The 19,395-nt window shown below is 75.8% G+C and carries 13 protein-coding genes; 7 read left to right on the forward strand and 6 right to left on the reverse strand.

All coding sequences use genetic code 11. The features are described 5' to 3' along the window. Positions 1-87: 87 nt before the first annotated feature. Genes HL189_RS04545 through argG form a run of 3 tightly spaced genes read left to right on the forward strand, consistent with a single transcriptional unit; the run spans position 88 to position 4,890 of the window. Positions 88-1,788 carry an ABC transporter gene (locus tag HL189_RS04545; RefSeq protein WP_369132514.1) on the forward strand — a complete coding sequence of 567 codons (1,701 nt, stop codon included), beginning with the start codon at positions 88-90 and terminating at the stop codon, positions 1,786-1,788. Beyond that, positions 1,785-3,389, forward strand: a complete 1,605-nt coding sequence (locus tag HL189_RS04550; protein ID WP_369132515.1) for a GTPase — start codon at positions 1,785-1,787, stop codon at positions 3,387-3,389. The genes HL189_RS04545 and HL189_RS04550 overlap by 4 nt, the downstream gene beginning before the upstream one ends. Positions 3,390-3,441: 52 nt before the next feature. Beyond that, entirely contained in the window at positions 3,442-4,890 is a 1,449-nt protein-coding gene (gene argG, locus HL189_RS04555; RefSeq protein ID WP_369132516.1) for an argininosuccinate synthase, read from the forward strand. A 101-nt stretch (positions 4,891-4,991) separates the two neighbouring features. On the opposite strand, the gene HL189_RS04560 is transcribed toward argG, so the two are convergent. Further along, positions 4,992-6,206 carry an MFS transporter gene (locus tag HL189_RS04560; RefSeq protein WP_369132517.1) on the reverse strand — a complete coding sequence of 405 codons (1,215 nt, stop codon included), beginning with the start codon at positions 6,204-6,206 and terminating at the stop codon, positions 4,992-4,994. A gap of 128 nt (positions 6,207-6,334) precedes the next feature. Between HL189_RS04560 and HL189_RS04565 the strand changes: the two genes are divergently transcribed. Next, entirely contained in the window at positions 6,335-9,445 is a 3,111-nt protein-coding gene (locus HL189_RS04565; protein ID WP_369132518.1) for an Ig-like domain-containing protein, read from the forward strand. A 10-nt stretch (positions 9,446-9,455) separates the two neighbouring features. Here the strand turns inward: HL189_RS04565 and HL189_RS04570 are convergent, their stop codons facing one another. From HL189_RS04570 to HL189_RS04590, 5 genes are all read right to left on the reverse strand, one after another. Beyond that, complete coding sequence (locus HL189_RS04570) at positions 9,456-10,976, reverse strand: precorrin-2 C(20)-methyltransferase (RefSeq protein WP_369132519.1); 1,521 nt, start codon at positions 10,974-10,976, stop codon at positions 9,456-9,458. Continuing rightward, on the reverse strand, positions 10,973-11,593 hold the full coding sequence (locus HL189_RS04575; protein WP_369132520.1) for a precorrin-8X methylmutase: 621 nt from the start codon (positions 11,591-11,593) through the stop codon (positions 10,973-10,975). Before HL189_RS04575 ends, HL189_RS04570 begins: the two co-directional genes overlap by 4 nt. Further along, entirely contained in the window at positions 11,593-12,762 is a 1,170-nt protein-coding gene (locus tag HL189_RS04580; RefSeq protein ID WP_369132521.1) for a precorrin-3B synthase, read from the reverse strand. The genes HL189_RS04575 and HL189_RS04580 overlap by 1 nt, the downstream gene beginning before the upstream one ends. Before the next feature lie 13 nt (positions 12,763-12,775). Next, complete coding sequence (locus HL189_RS04585; RefSeq protein ID WP_369132522.1) at positions 12,776-13,609, reverse strand: DUF4383 domain-containing protein; 834 nt, start codon at positions 13,607-13,609, stop codon at positions 12,776-12,778. Positions 13,610-13,687: 78 nt separating this feature from the next. Further along, positions 13,688-14,440: a DUF4383 domain-containing protein gene (locus HL189_RS04590; RefSeq protein ID WP_369132523.1), complete on the reverse strand. Its 753-nt coding sequence runs from the start codon at positions 14,438-14,440 to the stop codon at positions 13,688-13,690. 154 nt (positions 14,441-14,594) lie between these two features. Between HL189_RS04590 and HL189_RS04595 the strand changes: the two genes are divergently transcribed. The 3 genes from HL189_RS04595 (at position 14,595) to cobN (ending at position 19,319) form a co-directional block, all read left to right on the forward strand. Continuing rightward, on the forward strand, positions 14,595-14,924 hold the full coding sequence (locus tag HL189_RS04595) for a tetratricopeptide repeat protein (protein WP_369132524.1): 330 nt from the start codon (positions 14,595-14,597) through the stop codon (positions 14,922-14,924). Positions 14,925-14,958: 34 nt separating this feature from the next. Continuing rightward, on the forward strand, positions 14,959-15,519 hold the full coding sequence (locus tag HL189_RS04600; protein WP_369132525.1) for an FKBP-type peptidyl-prolyl cis-trans isomerase: 561 nt from the start codon (positions 14,959-14,961) through the stop codon (positions 15,517-15,519). 131 nt (positions 15,520-15,650) lie between these two features. Continuing rightward, entirely contained in the window at positions 15,651-19,319 is a 3,669-nt protein-coding gene (cobN, locus tag HL189_RS04605) for a cobaltochelatase subunit CobN (protein WP_369132526.1), read from the forward strand. Positions 19,320-19,395: the final 76 nt, after the last annotated feature.

A 19,395-nucleotide genomic window follows, 5' to 3' on the forward strand; every position in this document is an offset into this window, starting at 1 on the left:
AGGCCGTCGCCGGGCTGGTCGCCGACCTCCGAGGGGCGCGCGCGGCATCCACGGGTGAGGAACCGCCGGTGCGGGCAGGAAGCACCCGTGACGAGCCCAGCCACGCTGCCCGACGCGCTGCAGGCACTGCGCGACGAGGTCGCCGCCGCGCCCCTCGGCTTGGCCACCCTCGGCCGGGACGCCGCGGCCCGGACCGCCGCCGAGGTGGTCCACCAGGTCGACGACTACCTGCTGCCCCGGCTGCGCGACCTGGACGCCCCGCTGCTCGCCGTCGTCGGCGGTTCCACCGGCGCCGGCAAGTCCACGCTGGTCAACAGCCTCCTGCGGGCGCACGTGACCACACCCGGGGTGCTCCGGCCGACCACCCGGGCGCCGGTGCTGGTCTGCGCTCCCGCCGACCGGGCGGCGTTCGCCGGGGACCGGGTGCTGCCCGGGCTGACCCGCACCACGGGCGGGCAGGCCGGACCGGGTGGCCTGCAGCTGGTGACCCACGACGGCCTGCCGGCGGGGCTGGCGCTCATCGACGCCCCGGACGTCGACTCGGTGGTGGAGGCCAACCGGGACCTCGCCGGGCAGCTGCTCGCCGCCGCCGACCTGTGGGTCTTCGTGACGACGGCGGCCCGCTACGCCGACGCCGTCCCCTGGGACCTGCTGCGGACGGCGCAGGAGCGGGGCACCGCGCTCGCCGTCGTCCTCGACCGGGTGCCCCCCGAGGCCGTCCGCGAGGTGGCCGCCGACCTGGCCGCGATGCTCCGCAGCGGCGGGCTCGGCGGTGCGCACCTGTTCGTGGTCGAGGAACGCCCGCTGCACGACGGGTTCCTGCCCGACGACCAGGCCGGCCCGCTGCGGTCGTGGTTGCACGCGCTCGCCGCCGACCAGGAGCAGCGGGCCGCCGTGGTGCGCCAGACCCTGGCCGGCGCGCTGGGGAGCCTCGACGACCGGGTGGCCTCCGTGGTCGCGGCGGTGGAGGAGCAGGTCACCGCGGCCGACGCGCTCGACGCCGCGGCCGACGCGGCCTACGCCCGGGCCCGGGCCGAGGTCGGCGAGGCGGTGGGCAACGGGACCCTGCTGCGCGGGGAGGTGCTCGCCCGCTGGCAGGAGTTCGTCGGCACGGGGGAGTGGATGCGCTCGCTGCAAGGCCAGGTCGGGCGGCTGCGCGACCGGGTCACCGCCGCGCTGACCGGCCGCCCCACCCCGGCCGCCGACCTGCAGGGCGCCCTCGAGTCCGGGGTGGAGGTGCTGCTCCGCGCGGAGGCGGACCGCGCCGCGGAGGCCACGGTGACCAGCTGGCGCGCGCTGCCCGGCGGCATCGCCCTGCTGGCCGGCCGGGAGGAGGAGCTGGAGGGCGTGTCGCCCGGCTTCACCGGCGTGGCGTCGGACGAGGTGCGCGACTGGCAGGGGTACGTGCTCGAGCTGGTCCGCGACGAGGGCGCGGGCAAGCGGTCGCGGGCGCGGCTGATGTCCTGGGGCGTCAACGGGGCGGGAGCGGTCGTGATGGTCGCCGTCTTCGCCTCCACCGCGGGGCTGACCGGGGCCGAGGTCGCCATCGCCGGCGGCACCACGGCGATCGGGCAGCGGGTGCTGGAGGCGGTCTTCGGGGACGCCGCCGTCCGGGAGCTCGCCGCCCGGGCGCGCGCCGACCTCGACGCCCGGGCCGACCGCCTGCTGGGCATGGAGCAGGACCGGTTCGACGAGCTCCTCGACGAGGTCGCCCCGGCACCGGACGCGGCCGAGCGGCTGCGCGCCGCCGTCGCCGGGCTGGACGTCGCCCGCGGAGCCCGCGCGTGAGGCGCCGGGAGCTGTCGCTGACCGACCGGCTCGCCGCCCTGCGGGAGGCCGTCGAGGTCGCCGAGGACCGGCTGGAGGTGCCCGAGGTGGGCGCCGCGCGGTCGCTTCTGGCCAAGGCCGGAGCCCGCGAGGCGCTCGGCGACGCGACCGTCGTGGCGCTGGCCGGGGCGACCGGCAGCGGCAAGTCCACGCTGTTCAACGCGCTCTCCGGGGCCGAGGTGAGCACACCGGGCGTCCGGCGGCCGACCACCGGGGTGGCGCACGCCAGCGTGTGGGGCGAGCCCTCTGCCGACCACGGAGCTGCTGACCGGTTGCTCGACTGGCTGGAGGTGCCGCGCCGTCACCGGGTGGTGCCGGCCGACCCGGCGCTGGACGGGCTGGTGCTGCTGGACCTGCCCGACCACGACAGCGTTCGGCTGGAGCACCGGCTCGAGGTGGACCGGCTGGTGCAGCTGGTCGACGTCCTGGTCTGGGTGCTGGACCCGCAGAAGTACGCCGACGCCGCCGTCCACTCCCGCTACCTCGAGCCGCTGGCCGGCCACGCCGGCGTGCTCGTGGTGGTGCTCAACCAGGTCGACCGGCTCGACGAGGCGGCGGCGAAGGAGTGCCTGACGGACCTGCGCGGGCTGCTCGACCGCGAGGGGCTCGGGGCGACGCCGATCGTCGCCACCTCGGCCCGCACCGGGGCGGGGCTGGCGGAGCTGCGCGCGGAGCTCGCCCGCCGGGTGAGCGCCCGCCGGGCGGCCACCGACCGGCTGGCCGCCGACGCGCGGGGCGCGGCGGCCGCGCTGGCGCAGCACTGCGCGCCGGGGGCCGGGCCCGACCGGAGCCGGGAGCAGGACGAGCGCGAGGGGCTGGTCGACGCCCTCGCCGACGCGGCCGGGGTGCCGGCCGTGGTGGCGGCGGTGGAGCGCTCGGCCCGCCGCCGGGGCGCCGCGCACACCGGCTGGCCGGTGCTCCGCTGGACCTCGAAGCTGCGGGGTGACCCGCTGGGCCGGCTGCACCTGGGCGACGAGCGGGCCCGCACCTCGCTGCCCGGGGCGGGGGCCGTTCAGCAGGCGGCGCTGGGCGCGGCGCTGCGCCGGGCCCGGGACGACGCGGGGCAGGGGCTCCCGCAGGCGTGGCGGGACGAGCTCCGCCGCACCGCCGAGCTGTCGGAGGAGCGGCTGGCCGACCGGCTGGACCGGGCCGTCGCCGGCACCGACCTCGGCCCCGACCGCACGCCGCTGTGGCAGCGGGCGGTCGGCGGGCTGCAGTGGCTGCTCGCCGTGACCGCGCTGGCCGGGGCGCTGTGGCTGCTGGCGCTGGTCGGGCTGGGGCTGCTGCAGCTGGACGACGTCGTCCCCCTGCCCCGGGTCGAGGGCATCCCGCTGCCCACGCTGCTGCTCGTCGGCGGACTGCTCGCCGGGCTGCTGCTGGCCCTGGTGGCCCGGCCGCTGGTGGCCGCGGGGGCCCGGCGGCGCGGGCGGCTGGCCTACCGGCGGCTCGCCGAGCGGATCGCCGAGGTCGCCGACGACGAGGTGCTCGACCCGCTCTGCGCGGCGCGGGCCGACCACGACCGGTTCTGCGCGGCGGTCGGCCGGGCGGGCGCCGACCGGTGAGCCGGCACACCCAGCTTTGCATGACCATGCATTGCAATGCATACTTCTTCTCATGTCCAAGGTGCTCACCTCCCTGCCCGTCGGCGAGCGCGTCGGCATCGCCTTCTCCGGCGGCCTCGACACCTCCGTGGCGGTCGCGTGGATGCGGGACAAGGGCGCGGTGCCCTGCACCTACACCGCCGACATCGGCCAGTACGACGAGCCCGACATCGGCTCGGTGCCCGGGCGGGCCACCGCGTACGGGGCGGAGATCGCCCGGCTGGTCGACTGCCGCGCGGCCCTCGTCGAGGAGGGGCTCGCCGCGCTGACCTGCGGGGCGTTCCACGTCCGGTCCGGTGGGCGCAGCTACTTCAACACCACCCCGCTCGGCCGGGCGGTCACCGGGACCCTGCTGGTCCGCGCCATGCTCGAGGACGGCGTGCAGATCTGGGGCGACGGCTCCACCTACAAGGGCAACGACATCGAGCGGTTCTACCGCTACGGCCTGCTGGCCAACCCCGCGCTGCGGATCTACAAGCCGTGGCTGGACGCCGACTTCGTCACCGAGCTCGGCGGCCGCAAGGAGATGTCCGAGTGGCTGGTCGCGCACGGCCTGCCCTACCGGGACAGCGCCGAGAAGGCGTACTCGACCGACGCAAACATCTGGGGCGCCACGCACGAGGCGAAGACCCTCGAGCACCTCGACACCGGGATCGAGACCGTCGAGCCGATCATGGGCGTCCGGTTCTGGGACCCCGAGGTCGAGATCGCGCCCGAGGACGTCACCATCGGCTTCGAGCTCGGCCGGCCGGTCACGATCAACGGCAAGGAGTTCGCCTCCGCCGTCGACCTGGTGCTGGAGGCCAACGCGATCGGCGGCCGGCACGGGCTGGGCATGTCCGACCAGATCGAGAACCGGATCATCGAGGCCAAGAGCCGGGGCATCTACGAGGCGCCGGGGATGGCCCTGCTGCACGCCGCCTACGAGCGGCTGGTCAACGCGATCCACAACGAGGACACGCTGGCCACCTACCACTCCGAGGGCCGGCGGCTCGGCCGGCTGATGTACGAGGGCCGGTGGCTGGACCCGCAGTCCCTGATGCTGCGCGAGTCGCTGCAGCGGTGGGTCGGCATGGCCGTCTCCGGCGAGGTGACCCTGCGGCTGCGGCGCGGCGAGGACTACTCGATCCTGGACACCTCCGGGCCGGCCTTCAGCTACCACCCGGACAAGCTGTCGATGGAGCGCACCGAGGACTCCGCGTTCGGCCCGGTCGACCGGATCGGCCAGCTGACCATGCGCAACCTCGACATCGCCGACTCGCGGGCCCGGCTGGAGCAGTACGCCCGGATCGGCATGGTGGGCGGCTCGACGCCGGCGGCCATCGGTGCGGCACAGGCCGCCTCGACCGGGCTGATCGACGCCTCCGAGCAGGGCGGGGCCCAGGCGATCGCGTCCCGCGGGCGGGTGTCCGCGCACGACGAGCTGCTCGACCGCGCCGCGATGGAGTCCGGCACCGATTGAGGACCCTCCTGCCCTCCACCGCTCGCACGCTCGCACGCTCGCGGCGGGCCCCTGCAGGAGGGCCGTCTGCCGAGATCTGAGCCGAGCCCGGGTCCGCCGGGTCAGGCGGGCGCGGGTGCGGGCGCGCGGCGGCGGTGCACTGCGAGCCCGGCGACGGCCAGCACGGTCAGCACGATGACCACCGCGCCGTAGACCTGCGCGGTCGCCGTCAGCCCGACGTACCCGGCGGCGACGCCGGCCGCGATCGCCGGCACGCTGAAGGCCAGGTAGCTGACGGTGAACACCGCCGACAGCAGCCCCGCCCGCCGGCCCGGCGCCACCCCGTCGGTCACGGTGTCCATCGCCCCGAGGAATGCCGCCCCGAACCCGGCACCGGAGACGACGGCGGCGACGAAGAAGCCGGCCAGCGACCCGGCCGCGAGGGTGACGACGGTGCCGCCCACGCCGACCACGAACACCAGCGCGCCCCGGGTCATGGCGCGGTCCGGCGCGAGGCCGCGCCCGGCCAGCGAGCCGACGAGACCGGTGCCGTTGAGCGCGAGCACCACGAGGCTGCCCACGACGTGGTCGTCCACCCCGAAGACGTCGACGACCAGGGACGGGCCCAGCGACGCGTAGAGCCCGCCGAGTGCCCAGGTGGCCACCAGGCCGGGGAGGACGACGAGGAACGCGCGGCGCTGCGGGACCGGCACGTGCACGCTCGGCCGCAGCGACGCCGCCGCTCCTGCCAGCCGGGGTGAGGTCTCGGGCAGGGCCAGCACCCCGGCGGCGGCCAGCAGGCACAGCACGGTGAGCGACCCGAACACCCAGTCGGTGGCCGCGGGCAGGAACTCCACGGCGAGGCCGGCGCCCACCGCGCCGAGCGAGAGCCCCAGCCCCGGCGCGGCGGCGTTGACCAGCGGGCCGAGCGGCCGTTCGGAGCGCTGGGTGTCCAGCAGCGCGGCGCCGAACGTGCCGGTCATCGCGCCGGTGGCCAGGCCCTGCACGACGCGGGCGGCGAGCAGCCACCCGACGCCGTCGGCGAGCAGGAACATCGCCATCGCCGCCGCCTCGACCACCAGCGCCACCGCGAGCACGGGCCGTCGGCCCACGTGGTCGGAGAGCCCGCCGACGACCAGCAGCGACAGCAGCAGTGCGAAGGCGTAGACCGCGAAGACCACGGTCAGCATCCCGGAGCCGAAGCCGAACTGCGCCGCGTAGACCCGGTAGAGCGGCGAGGGCACCCCGGAGGCGGCGAGCATCAGCACCAGCAGGACGGCGACCGCCCAGAACGCGGCGGGGCGGGACAGCGTGGTGCGGCGCACGGTGTCAGCCAAGCAGTTGGGTCCCGGAACTGTTCCCCGGCTCGCTGACCAGCGCGGGTCCGCGCCCGGATGGATGGAACCGATACCACCGTCGGGTGCAGTACGGCGGAACGCCTGCCGATACCCCACCGGAGAGAGGGGTGTCCGCCGTGCTGCTGCTGCGTCGTCTGTTGGCCGTCCTGGCGGCCCTCGTCGTCGTCGGCACGCTCGCCTTCGTCACCGATGGCAGCCCGGCGCGGGCATCGGGCAGCGGTGACCTCATGCCCACCGACGTCCGGTGCGAGGTGGACACCGCCTGTCGGCTGTCGATCGAGTGGCGGACGAGCACCTACGGTCCCTCCGGGGCGGGGGACACACCACTGCGCCGGCGCACGATGCTCTCGGTCTACGCGGAGGCGGGAGAGCAGATCCTCACCGGCTCCTCCTCGCTGGACGACGCGGGGACGGCGGACGTCGTCATCTGGAACCCGGGCGTCGTCCCGGATCCCGAGGCCGCCGCCCTGCCGGCCGTCACGTCGATCAACGGCTTCTCCTGCTCTGCGCAGCGCACGGCGATGGGGGACATGACCCGCGGCGTGATCACCTACCGCAGCCAGGAGGTGGCCGGCGCGCGTTCCGCCGACGGGACGGGCAACCCCGCCGGCTACCTGCCGTGCGTGTACACCGCTCCGACGACCGGGATCTACCGGGTGGCCTTCCACGGCACGGCCGGTGGGAACTCCGACGCCCAGCAGCGGCAGGCGCGTGAGATCGGCACCGTCACGCCGCGCTCGACGTTCACGCCACTGCAAACCGGTCCGGCAACCGCCGTCATGGCCTGGGACGTCACCGTCCGGGCCGCCGGCCCGTCGAACGCCACGGACCTGCCCGGCCGGGTGTTCACGTACTCCCTGGCCGGCTTCTCGGGGCTGAACGGACTGCCCGTCGACGTCGCGCTCAACATGACGACCCCGGACGGGTTCCGCTACGTGGTGGACACCAACGGGTTCGACCCCAGTGGCTTCCTCCTCTACGCCAACGACACGGGGTTCCTCGACGCCGACGGGACGCCGCTGCACCACGACGTGGTGTCCAGCAGCGCGGACCTGGAGAAGATGGCCTCCCTGGTGGGCGGGACGCACCTGGGCCGGCCCGCGTTCCCCCTGTCGCTCGAGCCGCTGGCGGCCGAGACGATGACCGCGCTCGGCATCCCCTTCGCGCCGGTGGCCCCGACCCTCGACGGCCTCACCTTCGCCGGTCAGACCGCGGCGAACGAGAGCTACGTGGCCCGGGGAGGCGGGTTCACGTTCACCACCGCCACGCCGGGCCCGTACCAGATCGTCATCTCCCGGGACGGCACCGACTTCGACCCCGCCGGGCCGGCGAACCGGGTGCTGCGCGGCACCGTGGGGGTGGGCACACACACTGTGGCCTGGGACGGCTCGGACAACTCCGGCGCCGCCTTCCCGGCCGGCCAGGACTATGCCGTGCGCGCGTTCCAGCGGACCGGCGAGTACCACGTGTCCATGCTCGACGTGGAGTCGTCGCTGCGTGGCGGCCCCTCGATCCTGCTGACCAACCCGCCCGGCGGCACCTGCCCCCTCAGCGGCGTGATGAGCACCGGGACGAACTGCTCACGGGCCTTCTACGACGACCGCGGCTACGTCACCAGTTCCGGCGTCCTGGTCGGCACCGCGGACGGCCGGCTGGCCGACACGACGAACGGCACCCAACCCGGCGTCCTGTTCAGCGACGGGTTCTCGGGGTTCGACAGCACGAGCACCCAGCGTGCCTTCGGGACGTCGTCCTCCAGCGCCGGAGGCACCTTCGGCGACGTCAAGGGCCTCGACACCTGGACCTACGTGCACAGCCCGGTGCGCACGACGACAGTCGACGTCGTCGCGCTGCCCGCTGCTCCCGTCGCCGGGGACGACGCCGTGGAGACCCGCGCCGGTCAAACGCTGACGCTCCCCGGCAGCGAACTGCTCGGCGACGACACCGGCTCCGGCCTGCACGTGACCGGCTCGACCGCGGCCACCCACGGCACCGCCACGGTGGACGCCGACGGCGCCCTCACCTACGTGCCCGCCGCGGGCTCCTCCGGCACGGACACCTTCACCTACACGGTCACCGACGACCTCGGCCGCACGGACACCGCCACGGTCACGGTCACCGTGCGCCCGGACGCCGTCGACGACACCGGCACCACCCCCGCGGACACCGCGCTCACCGTCTCCGCCGCCGCGGGCCTGCTCGCCAACGACACCGGCACCGGCCTCGAGGTGACCGACGCGGACGACCCCGCGCACGGGACCCTCACGGTCGACGCGGACGGAGGCTTCACCTACACCCCCGACCCCGGGTTCGTCGGCAGCGACGAGGTCGCCTACACGGTGACCGACGCCTCCGGCGTCACCGGCACCGCCCGCTTGAGCCTGACGGTGACCGGCGGCGGCGTGGGCGGCGGAGCCCTCGACGACGAGGCCACCGGCGTCGTCGGTGAGCCCGAGACCGTCGACGTGCTGCACAACGACGCCCCGCCGTCCGGGCGGAGCTGGGACCGTGCGTCGCTCGGACTGGTGGACCCCGGCACCGGCTCGCCGGTGCGGGAGCTCCCCGTCCCCGGCAAGGGGACGTGGCGGGTCACCGCGGACGACGAGGTGTCGTTCACGCCGGTCGCGGGGTTGGTCGGGACGGTGGCGATCGACTACGTCGTCGAGGACTCCACCGGGGCGACGGCCACCGCGACCGTGTCCGTGTTCTTCCCCCGGCTCCTGGCCCCGCCGCCGGTGGACCCGGAGCCCCCGGCTCCGACCGCGACTCCCGCGCCGGCCGAGCCCACGCCCAGCACGGCGGCTCCTCCCACCCCGGCCCCCGCGGCTCCCCGGGTGGACGCAGCGCTGCCGGCCAGCCCGGCTACCCCCGCGGACCCGACGCCCGAGCGGGACGCCGTCCGGCCGACCGAGGCCCTGGCTCCGCCGACCGTGGCGCCGGCGCTCCCGGCGGAGCCGACGTCCTCCGCCGCGCCGACGTCGCCACCGGCGCCGACGGCTGCGGCCGCGCCGACGTCCTCGTCCGGCCGCGGCGGCAGCGGGGCCTCCGGAGCTCCTGCCGCGGCGCCGGAGGCGGTGCCCGCCGACGGCGGAGCCGAGTCCTCGCTGTTCACGGTGAGCGGCACGTCGGTCGCCGTCGGCCTGCTGTCGGTCGGGACGGCGGTGGGCCTCGCCCTCCTGGCGTGGGCATGGGTGCGGCGCCGGCGCGGGGAGCCCTGACCCCGGCGGCTCAGCCGGGGTAGCGGCGGGAGGTGAAGACGCGACCCGAGGGCGTCACCCGGGTCTGCGTGGACCCGACCAGCACCAGGCAGCGCATGTCCACGGTGTCCGGGTCGAGGTCGCCGAGGGTGGTCACGGTGACCCGCTCCTCCGGCCCGCCGACGTCCCGGCCGACGACCACCACGGTCCCCGGCTTCCGCACCTCGAGCAGCGCCTCGAGCGCCTCGCCGAGCTGGTGCGGCCGGGCCTTGGACCGGGGGTTGTACAACGCGAGCACCAGGTCCGCGGCGGCCGCGTGCCGCAGCCGGTCGACGACGACGTCCCACGGCTTGAGGACGTCGGAGAGGCTGATCACCGCGAAGTCGTGCCCCAGCGGCGCCCCCACCCGGGAGGCGACCGCCTGGGCCGCGGTGAGCCCGGGCAGCACCCGGACCTCGACGTCGGCGAACTCCGGCCGGTCGGCCACCTCGAGCACCGCGGCGGCCATCGCGAACACGCCCGGGTCGCCGCTGGAGACCACCGCCACCCGCCGTCCGGACTGCGCCAGCCGCAGGGCGTGCGCCGCGCGCTCGGCCTCCACCCGGTTGTCGCTCGCGTGCCGGGTCTGCCGCGGGTTGGCCGGCACCCGGGCCAGGTAGGGGCCGTAGCCGACCAGGTCGTCGGCGCCGGCGAGCGCCTCCGCGACCTCCGGCGTGGTCCAGGAGCGCTTCCCCGGACCGAGCCCGACGACGACGACCTCGCCGGCGCGGGGCCCGTCGTCCGCCCGCTCGGGTGAGTTCCCCGGCCCGGTGAGCGGGCTGGGCAGCAGCGCGAGGGAGAAGTAGGGGACGGTCTCCGGGTCGACGTCGGCCAGCGGCGCGACCCGCTGCCGGTCGGTGGTGGCCCGCTCGACGTACCAGGCCCGGTCGAGCACCCCGGCGGCGTCGAACGCCTCCCGGACTCCGCCGAACGTGCGGCCGAGCTTCACCACCGCGGCCGAGTCGGCGGTGGCCAGCCACTCGGCCAGCTCGTCGGCGGGCAGCGTGCCGGGCAGGACGGTGAGCACCTCGTCCCGCTCGACCAGCGGCCGGCCCAGCACCGCCGCGGCGCCGCTCACGCTGGTGACGCCGGGCACCACCTCGGTCGGGTACCGGCCGGCCAGCCGCTTGTGCATGTGCATGTACGAGCCGTAGAAGAACGGGTCGCCCTCGGCGAGGACGACGACGTCCCGGCCGGCGTCCAGGTGCGCGGCCAGGCGCGCGGCGGCGGACTCGTAGAACTCGTCGATCGCGCCCTGGTAGCCGCCGGGGTGGTCGGTGGCCTCGGTGGTGACCGGGTAGACCAGCAGCTCCTCGACCTGGCCCTCCCGCAGGTAGGGCGCGGCCAGCGCCCGGGCCACCGAGCGGCCGTGCTGGGCGGCGTGGAAGGCGACGACGTCGGCCGCCCCGATCAGCCGCGCGGCCTTGACCGTGACCAGCTCAGGATCGCCGGGCCCCAGCCCGACCCCGAACAACCGCCCGGTGCGGCCATGTTGGCCAACATGGCCGGTCACTCGGCCTCACTCGCGATCGCGTTCACGGCCGCGGCGGTGATCGCCGACCCGCCGCGGCGGCCGTGCACGACCAGGGAGTCCAGGTCGCTGGCGGCCAGCGCCTGCTTGGACTCGACCGCGCCGATGAAGCCCACCGGGATGCCGAGCACGGCGGCCGGGCGGGGCGCGCCGGCGGCGACCATCTCGAGCAGGTGGAAGAGCGCGGTGGGGGCGTTGCCGATCGCGACGACGGCGCCGTCCAGGCGGTCGCCCCACAGCTCCAGCGCCGCCGCCGTGCGCGTGGTGCCCAGCTCCCGGGCCAGGCCCGGGGTGCGCGGGTCGTTGAGCGTGCAGACGACGTCGTTGTCCTTCGGCAGCCGGCGCCGGGTCACCCCGGAGGCGACCATCTGCGCGTCGCACAGCACCGGGGCGCCGGCGTGCAGCGCGTCACGGGCCCGGAGGACGACGTCGGGGGAGAAGGCGATGTCCTCGACCAGGTCGACCTGGCCGCAGGCGTGGATCATCCGCACCGCGACCTGGGCGACGTCCGCCGGCAGCCGGGACAGGTCGGCCTCGGCGCGGATCGTGGCGAAGGACCGCCGGTAGATCTCGGCGCCGTCGTGCTCGTAGTCGTACATCAGCCCTTCTCGATCCGGTAGCCGGCCGGGGTCGCGACGACGTCGACCACGTCGCCCCGCGGGCGGCCGCACCGCCGCTCGCAGCCGGCCCAGTGCTGGCGGACGCCGCCGGGCAGCGTCCCGGTGGCGATGGCGGCGGTGACGTCGGCGCGGACGTCGGCCAGCGACCGCGCGCACCCGGGCCGTCCGGCGCAGGCGGTCACCAGCGCCCAGGGGCTGGCCTCGTCGAAGACGACGCCGGTGCGGTGCAGGTCGACCGCGGCGTCGTCGACGGCGTCCTCGGCGAGGTCCGGGACGACGACGGTCCGCCAGGGCGTCAGCTGCACCTCGTCCGCGAGGCCGGCCAGCAGCTCGGCCTGCTCGGCGCTCAGCCGGCCGAGCCGGAGGACGCCGACCAGCGCGGTGCGCCCGTCGAGCTGGGTCACCGCCCCCACGGGCCCGACCGGGACCGCCGCCGGCACCTCGACGCGGCCATGTCGGCCAACATGGCCGGACAGGCGGGCGGCGACCCGCGTGGGGCCGTCGGTCAGCTCGGCCAGCCGCCAGGCGGTGCCGCCCTGCGCGGCGCGCTCGGCGAGGAACGCCCGCGCCGCGTCCAGCGCCAGGGCGACGGCGTCCTCGGGGCGCGCCCGCAGGCCGGAGTCCGCGCCGCCGAGCAGCAGCGCCACCGTGCCGGGGGCGAGGGCGAGCAGCCCGACGTCGCTCCCGAGACCGGCGACGTCGCCGCGGCCGTCGTCCAGGGCGGCGAGGAAGCGGCCGGGCAGCCCGGCGAGCGCGGGGTCGGCCCGCAGCCCGGTGTCGAGCGCGTGGACCCACGGCCGGACGTCGAGGTGCCCACCGGGCGCCCGGCCGGAGAGGGTGCTGGCCAGCAGGTTCCGGACCCGCTCGTGGGTGGCGCTGGGCAGCAGCCCGGCACCGGCCAGGCGGGCGCCCAGCGCCGCCTCCGCGCCGGCGGCCAGCCCGCGCAGCTGCAGGTTGGCGCGGCTGGTCAGCTCCAGGTGCCCGTCGCCGAGCTCCCGGGTCGCAGCGGCCAGCGCGCGCAGCTGGGCGGCGGTCAGCGTGCCGCCGGGCACGCGGACCCGGGCCAGCGCGCCGTCGGCGGCCGCGTGGGTCTGCAGCGCACCCGGGCAGGCGTCGGGCCGGTCGCGGGTCGGGACGGCGGATGTCATGGCATCCGCGAGGCTACTTCCCGGTCCGCCGCGCCCCTCCGTGCTGCCGCCCGCGGGCCAGGCTCAGCGCCCGGGCGAGGACCGGGCGGTGCTCCGGTGGCGCCTCCGGAGCGATCGGCGTCGGCGGGGCGGAGGCGGCCTGTGCGGCGTCGAACTCCATCCAGACCCGGCGCCGGTCGCCACGGGTGTGCACCGCCGCCATGGCGTGCACCCGGCGGCGCTGGTCCTCGGTGCCGGCGTGCATGGCGACGGCGATCTCCGCCTCCCGCATGGCGGCCTCGGCGGCGAACTCCTCCGGGGTGTGCGGATAGGACTCCGGAGGCCGGGGGTCCTCCGGCCGCTCGTGCGCGTACGGGCTGTCCGGCGGCAGGTTGCCGCTGACCCGGCCGTACAGACCCAGCACCAGCAGCAGCAGGCCGACGCCGATCGAGAACAGCACGTTCCGCATCTCGAAGGCCAGGATGTTCAGGTCGCTGTTGAGCACCGCGAGGTTGGCCAGCGCGGAGAGCAGGAACAGGCAGCCGAGGACGGCCATCACCGTCGAGGCGACCCGAGGGCCGAGGAACGCGGCACCGATCAGCACGAGCCCGACCACGATGGAGATCGCGGACAGCAGGCCGTTGGAGGACAACCCGAGGATCCGCTCGCCCTCGGTGGAGAAGAAGCCCAGCCCGCCGGCGAGCCCGATCAGCCCGAAGACCAGCAGGAACGCGCCGACGCAGATCGCGCCGATGCGCTGGACGTTGTACACCAGGTCCACCTCGGCCTGGTGCTCGTCCACCGGTTCGTCGGGGCGGAGATCGTCGGGCCGGCTGGACCGGTGGGGGAGATGGAGCTTCGTGCTCATGGCGCACCCCCTGGAGGAGACCTCCAGTCTAGGCCCGATCGTGAGCTGGGTCTCCTCCTGCGTCGCCCGGTCCCCGGCTCAGGCCGGCGACCGGTCGAAGGACATCCACACCTCGCGCCGGTCGGCCCGGGTGCGGACCCGGGCCATCGCGGCCACCCGCCGCTGCTGGTCCGGGGTGGCGCGGTGCTCGACGACGGCGAGCTCCGCCTCCCGCATGGCCGACTCGGCGGCGCGCTCCGCGTCCGTGCGCGGCAGCTGCTGGTCGACGTCCGCGTCCACCTCGGACGGGTGCGGGCGGTGGTAGGGGCTGTCGGCCGGCACGTTGCCGGTGATCCGCCCGTAGGCGCCGAGGGTCAGCAGCACCAGCCCGGCGACGAGGGAGAACACGACGTTGGCCATCGAGAAGGCCAGCAGGTTGAGGTCGGTCTCCAGGACGGCGAGGTTCACCAGGGCCGAGAGCAGGAACGCCGTCCCCACGCCGATCATCACCGTCGAGACGGTGCGCGCGCTGCGCGCGGCCGCGACGACGAGGACCGCGGCGGTGACCACCGAGATGGTGGACAGCAGGCCGTTGGACGGCATCCCGAGGATCGGCTCGCCCTCGGTGGAGAAGTAGTCCAGGCCGTCGGCGAAGCCGAGGACGCCGAAGACGAGCAGGACGGCGGCGACGACGAGGGCACCGCCCCGCTGGACGGCGACCACGGTGCCGCCCTTGGGCGGGTCCTGCGGCCGGTCCGGGCGGTCGCCGGACGGGGCGGGGCGGGCGGTGGTGGAGGGGGCGGTGGGGGAGGGGGCGGTGGTGGACGGGACGCGGCGCAGGGTCAGGGCCATGGCGTACTCCGGGTGAGCAGGATGGTGACAGCGGGTTGGAGTCGTGCGCGTGCGGACCGTCACTACCCGGCTCGGCAGCGCCCTACCCGGTTGCAGGCGACCGATTTGGTTCCGCAGCCCGGTGGGATGCTGGTGGCCGCCTGGGAGGAGCCACATGAGCCAGCCGTACGAGAACGACGTCCACTCCGAGTACCTGCGGGCCGACCTGTTCTTCAACATGGGCCAGCCGATCGAGGCCGCCCGCGTGCTGGAGGGCGTCGTCGCCGTCGAGCCCGACAACCAGGCCGCGCTGGAACTGCTGGCCCGGAGCTACTTCGGCTCCGCCCAGCTGGCCCGCGCGGAGGCCGCGCTCAACCGCCTGGTCGAGCTGTCCCCGGCGAACGGCTGGGCCCGCCGCGCGCTCGCCCGCACGCTGGAACGGCAGAGCCGCCCCGACGAGGCCGCCGTCCACCACCGGGTGGCCGACGCCCTCGGAGCCGACTGATCCGGTCCGGCGCGGCCTGTGCTGTGCTGGTCCCATGAACCGCCGCACCGGTCCGCGCCTGCTGCTGGCCCTGGTCGTCTCGCTGTCCCTGACCGCCTGCGGCGGCGACGCGGGTGAGGCGGCTCCCCCCACGGGGGAGCCGGCGGCCGGGCAGTCGTCGACCCAGGCGTGCGAGACCCGGCCGGCGACGGCGGAGCCCCCGCCGTCGGTGACCACCGACGAGACCCTCGCCCCCGTGGTGCCCGCGTCGGACGCCCCGCCGCCGTGCGACCTGGTGGTCAGCGACGTCCTGGTCGGCGTCGGGGCGGAGGCGGTCGACGGGTCGACGGTCGCCGTCAAGTACGTCGGGGCCTTCTACGAGACCGGCGAGGAGTTCGACTCCTCCTGGAGCCGCGGCACCGAGGAGACCCTGCCGGTCACCCTCGGTGCCGGGCAGGTGATCCCGGGCTTCGAGCAGGGGATCACCGGCATGCGCGAGGGCGGCCGTCGGATCGTCACCATCCCCAGCGACCTGGCCTACGGCGACCAGGGGCGGGGCCCGATCCCGGGTGGGGCCACGCTGGTGTTCGTGCTGGACCTGGTGCAGGTCGGCTGACGGGTCGCCGCGGCGCGCCCGGTACCGTCGCGGCACACCACGGCAGTGCAGCAGGGCTCACCCATGGCCACCCACGGTCAGCGGAGCGGCGGCCGGTGGTGCCGGCCCGCCGCGGTCCCGAGGAGGCATCCGTGCGCACGTTCACCCTCCTGTCCACCTCCGACACCGACCTGCTGAGCGCCCGCTCGTCGGGTGCCGGCTGGCGGCTGGCCAACCCGGCCCGGCTCGACGCCGACGCGATGGCCGGGCTCGCGGCCGGCACCGACCTGGTGGTGGTGCGGATCCTCGGCGTCCGCCGGCACTACGAGGAGCAGCTCGCCCCGGTCCGGGCGCTGGGCGTGCCGGTCGTCGTCCTCGGCGGTGAGCAGCTCCCCGACGCCGAGCTGATGGAGCTCTCCACCGTCCCGATGGGCGTGGCCACCGAGGCGCACGGCTACCTGGCCCAGGGCGGACCGGCGAACCTCGCCCAGCTGCACCGCTTCCTCGCCGACACCGTGCTGCTGGACGGCGAGGGGTTCGAGCCGCCCGCCGTGGCACCGGAGTGGGGCGTGCTGGACCGCGGGTCCACCGGCACCGGCCCGACGATCGCCGTCCTCTACTACCGGGCGCACCAGCTGAGCGGCAACACCGGCTTCGTCGAGGACCTCTGCGCCGCGATCGAGGACGCCGGCGGCCGCGCCCTGCCGATCTTCACCTCCTCGCTGCGCAGCGTCCCCGACGAGCTGATCGGGACGCTGCGCGGCGCCGACGCCCTGGTGGTCACCGTGCTGGCGGCCGGCGGGTCGCGGCCCGCGACGGCCCAGGCCGGTGGGGACGACGGCGCCTGGGACGTCGGGCAGCTCGCCGCCCTCGACGTCCCGGTCGTGCAGGGCCTCTGCCTGACCCGCTCGCGCGCCGAGTGGGCCGCCGACGACGACGGGCTCTCCCCGCTGGACGTCGGCAACCAGGTGGCGATCCCGGAGTTCGACGGCCGGCTGATCAGCGTGCCCTTCTCCTTCAAGGAGACCGACGACGAGGGGCTGACCACCTACGTCGCCGACCCCGAGCGTGCCGCCCGGGTCGCCGGGACGGCGGTCGCCCACGCCCGCCTCCGCCACACCCCGCCGGGGGACCGGCGGATCGTCGTGATGCTCAGCGCCTACCCGACCAAGCACGCCCGGATCGGCAACGCGGTCGGCCTGGACACCCCGGCGTCCGTCGTCCGGCTGCTCGCCGCCCTGGCCGGCGCCGGGTACGACGTCGGGCCGTTCGACGGCCCCGGCGCGCTCCCCGGCGTCGCCGACCTGGACGGCGACGCGCTGGTGCACGCGCTGATCGCGGCCGGCGGGCAGGACGAGGACTGGCTGACCGCCGAGCAGCTGGCCGGCAACCCGGTGCGGATCCCGGCGGCCGAGTACCGGCGCCACTTCGACACGCTCCCCGCCGAGCTCCGCGACGCGGTGGTCGAGCACTGGGGCGAGGCGCCCGGCTCGCTGTTCGTCGACGACTCCGGGAACGACCAGGCCATCGTCTTCGCGGCGCTGCGGGCCGGGAACGTCGTGGTCATGGTGCAGCCGCCGCGCGGCTTCGGGGAGAACCCGATCGCGATCTACCACGACCCCGACCTGCCGCCGTCCCACCACTACCTGGCCGCCTACTGGTGGCTGCGCTCGGATCGGGATGCCGGCGGGTTCGGCGCGCACGCGCTGGTGCACGTCGGCAAGCACGGCAACATGGAGTGGCTGCCGGGCAAGACCGTGGGCATGTCCGCGGCGTGCGGGCCGGACGCCGCGATCGGCGACCTGCCGCTGGTCTACCCGTTCCTGGTCAACGACCCGGGTGAGGGCACCCAGGCCAAGCGCCGCGCGCACGCCACGCTGATCGACCACATGGTGCCGCCGATGGCCCGGGCCGACTCCTACGGCGACATCGCCCGGCTCGAGCAGCTGCTCGACGAGCACGCCAACATCGCGGCGATGGATCCGGCCAAGCTGCCCGCCGTCCGCCAGCAGATCTGGACGCTCATCCAGGCGGCGAAGCTCGACCACGACCTGGGGCTCGCCGACCGGCCGCACGACGCGGAGTTCGACGAGCTGATCCTGCACGTCGACGGCTGGCTCTGCGAGGTCAAGGACTCGCAGATCCGCGACGGCCTGCACGTGCTCGGCGCCCCGCCCACCGGCTCGGACCGGGTCGACCTGGTGCTGGCGATGCTGCGCGCCCGGCAGATCTGGGGCGGCGCCGTCGCGCTGCCCGGCCTGCGCCAGGCGCTCGGGCTGACCGAGGACGGGTCGGCCGGGCTCCGGGAGACCGACCGGGTCGAGGCGCTGGCCGAGGCCCTGGTGACCGGCATGGAGGCCGCCGGTTGGGCAGGAGCGGCCATCTCCGCCGTCGTCCGGGAGGTGCTGGGGGAGGACTCCCCGGCCGTTGCCGAGGTGCTGCGCTTCGCCGTCGACGAGGTGGTGCCCCGGCTGGCGCGGACCACCGACGAGCTGGACATGACCCTGCACGCCCTCGACGGCGGGTACGTGCCCGCCGGACCGTCGGGCTCCCCGCTGCGCGGGCTGGTCAACGTGCTGCCGACCGGCCGCAACTTCTACTCCGTGGACCCGCGCGCGATCCCCTCCCGGCTCGCGTGGGAGACCGGGTCGGCGATGGCCGAGTCGCTGGTCGACCGGTACCGCGCCGACCACGACGGGGAGCACCCGCGGTCGGTGGGGCTGTCGGTGTGGGGCACGTCGGCGATGCGGACGGCGGGGGACGACGTCGCCGAGGTGCTCGCGCTGCTCGGCGTCCGGCCGGTGTGGGACGACGCGTCCCGGCGGGTGACCTCGCTGGAGGCGATCCCGGTCGACGAGCTGGGCCGACCGCGGATCGACGTCACGGTGCGGATCTCCGGCTTCTTCCGGGACGCGTTCCCGCACGTGGTGACGATGCTCGACGACGCCGTCACGCTGGTGGCGGGGTTGCCCGAGCCGCCCGATGAGAACTTCGTGAAGGCGCACGTGGACGCCGACCTCGCGACCCACGGCGACCGGCGGCGGGCGACCACCCGGGTGTTCGGCTCCAAGCCCGGGGCGTACGGGGCCGGGCTGCTGCCGCTGATCGACTCCCGGAACTGGCGCGGCGACGCCGACCTGGCCGAGGTCTACGCGGTGTGGGGCGGCTACGCCTACGGCCGGGACCTCGACGGGGTGGCGGCGCGCCCGGACATGGAGTCGGCGTACCGGCGGATCGCGGTAGCGGCGAAGAACGTCGACACCCGCGAGCACGACATCGCCGACTCCGACGACTACTTCCAGTACCACGGCGGGATGGTCGCCACCGTCCGCGCGCTCACCGGCCGGGCACCGGAGGCCTACATCGGCGACTCGACCCGGCCGGAGTCGGTGCGCACCCGGTCGCTGACCGAGGAGACCTCGCGGGTGTTCCGCGCCCGGGTGGTCAACCCCAAGTGGCTGGCCGCGATGCGCCGGCACGGCTACAAGGGTGCGTTCGAGCTCGCCGCGACCGTCGACTACCTGTTCGGCTACGACGCCACCACCGGCGTGGTCGCGGACTGGATGTACGAGAAGCTCACCGAGACCTACGTGCTCGACCCGGAGAACCGGGAGTTCATGGCGCAGTCCAACCCGTGGGCGCTGCACGGCATCGCCGAGCGGCTGCTCGAGGCCGTGGACCGGGGGATGTGGGCGTCGCCGGACCCAGCGGTGCTCGCCGAGCTGCAGCAGGCCTATCTGGACACGGAGGGTGACCTGGAGGGCGGGCAGCACGAGGGCCCCGTGCCGCCCGCACCTCGCCGGCTCGGCGTAGGCCGCTGAACGGGGCCGATGAGGTCCGTTCCGCTGGGTGACGGCGCGCGGGCGCGGCGATCCGGGGCTGCGCGGGTCCGCGGCG

The organism is Modestobacter sp. I12A-02662 (assembly GCF_041028325.1).
Taxonomy (GTDB): Bacteria; Actinomycetota; Actinomycetes; order Mycobacteriales; family Geodermatophilaceae; genus Modestobacter.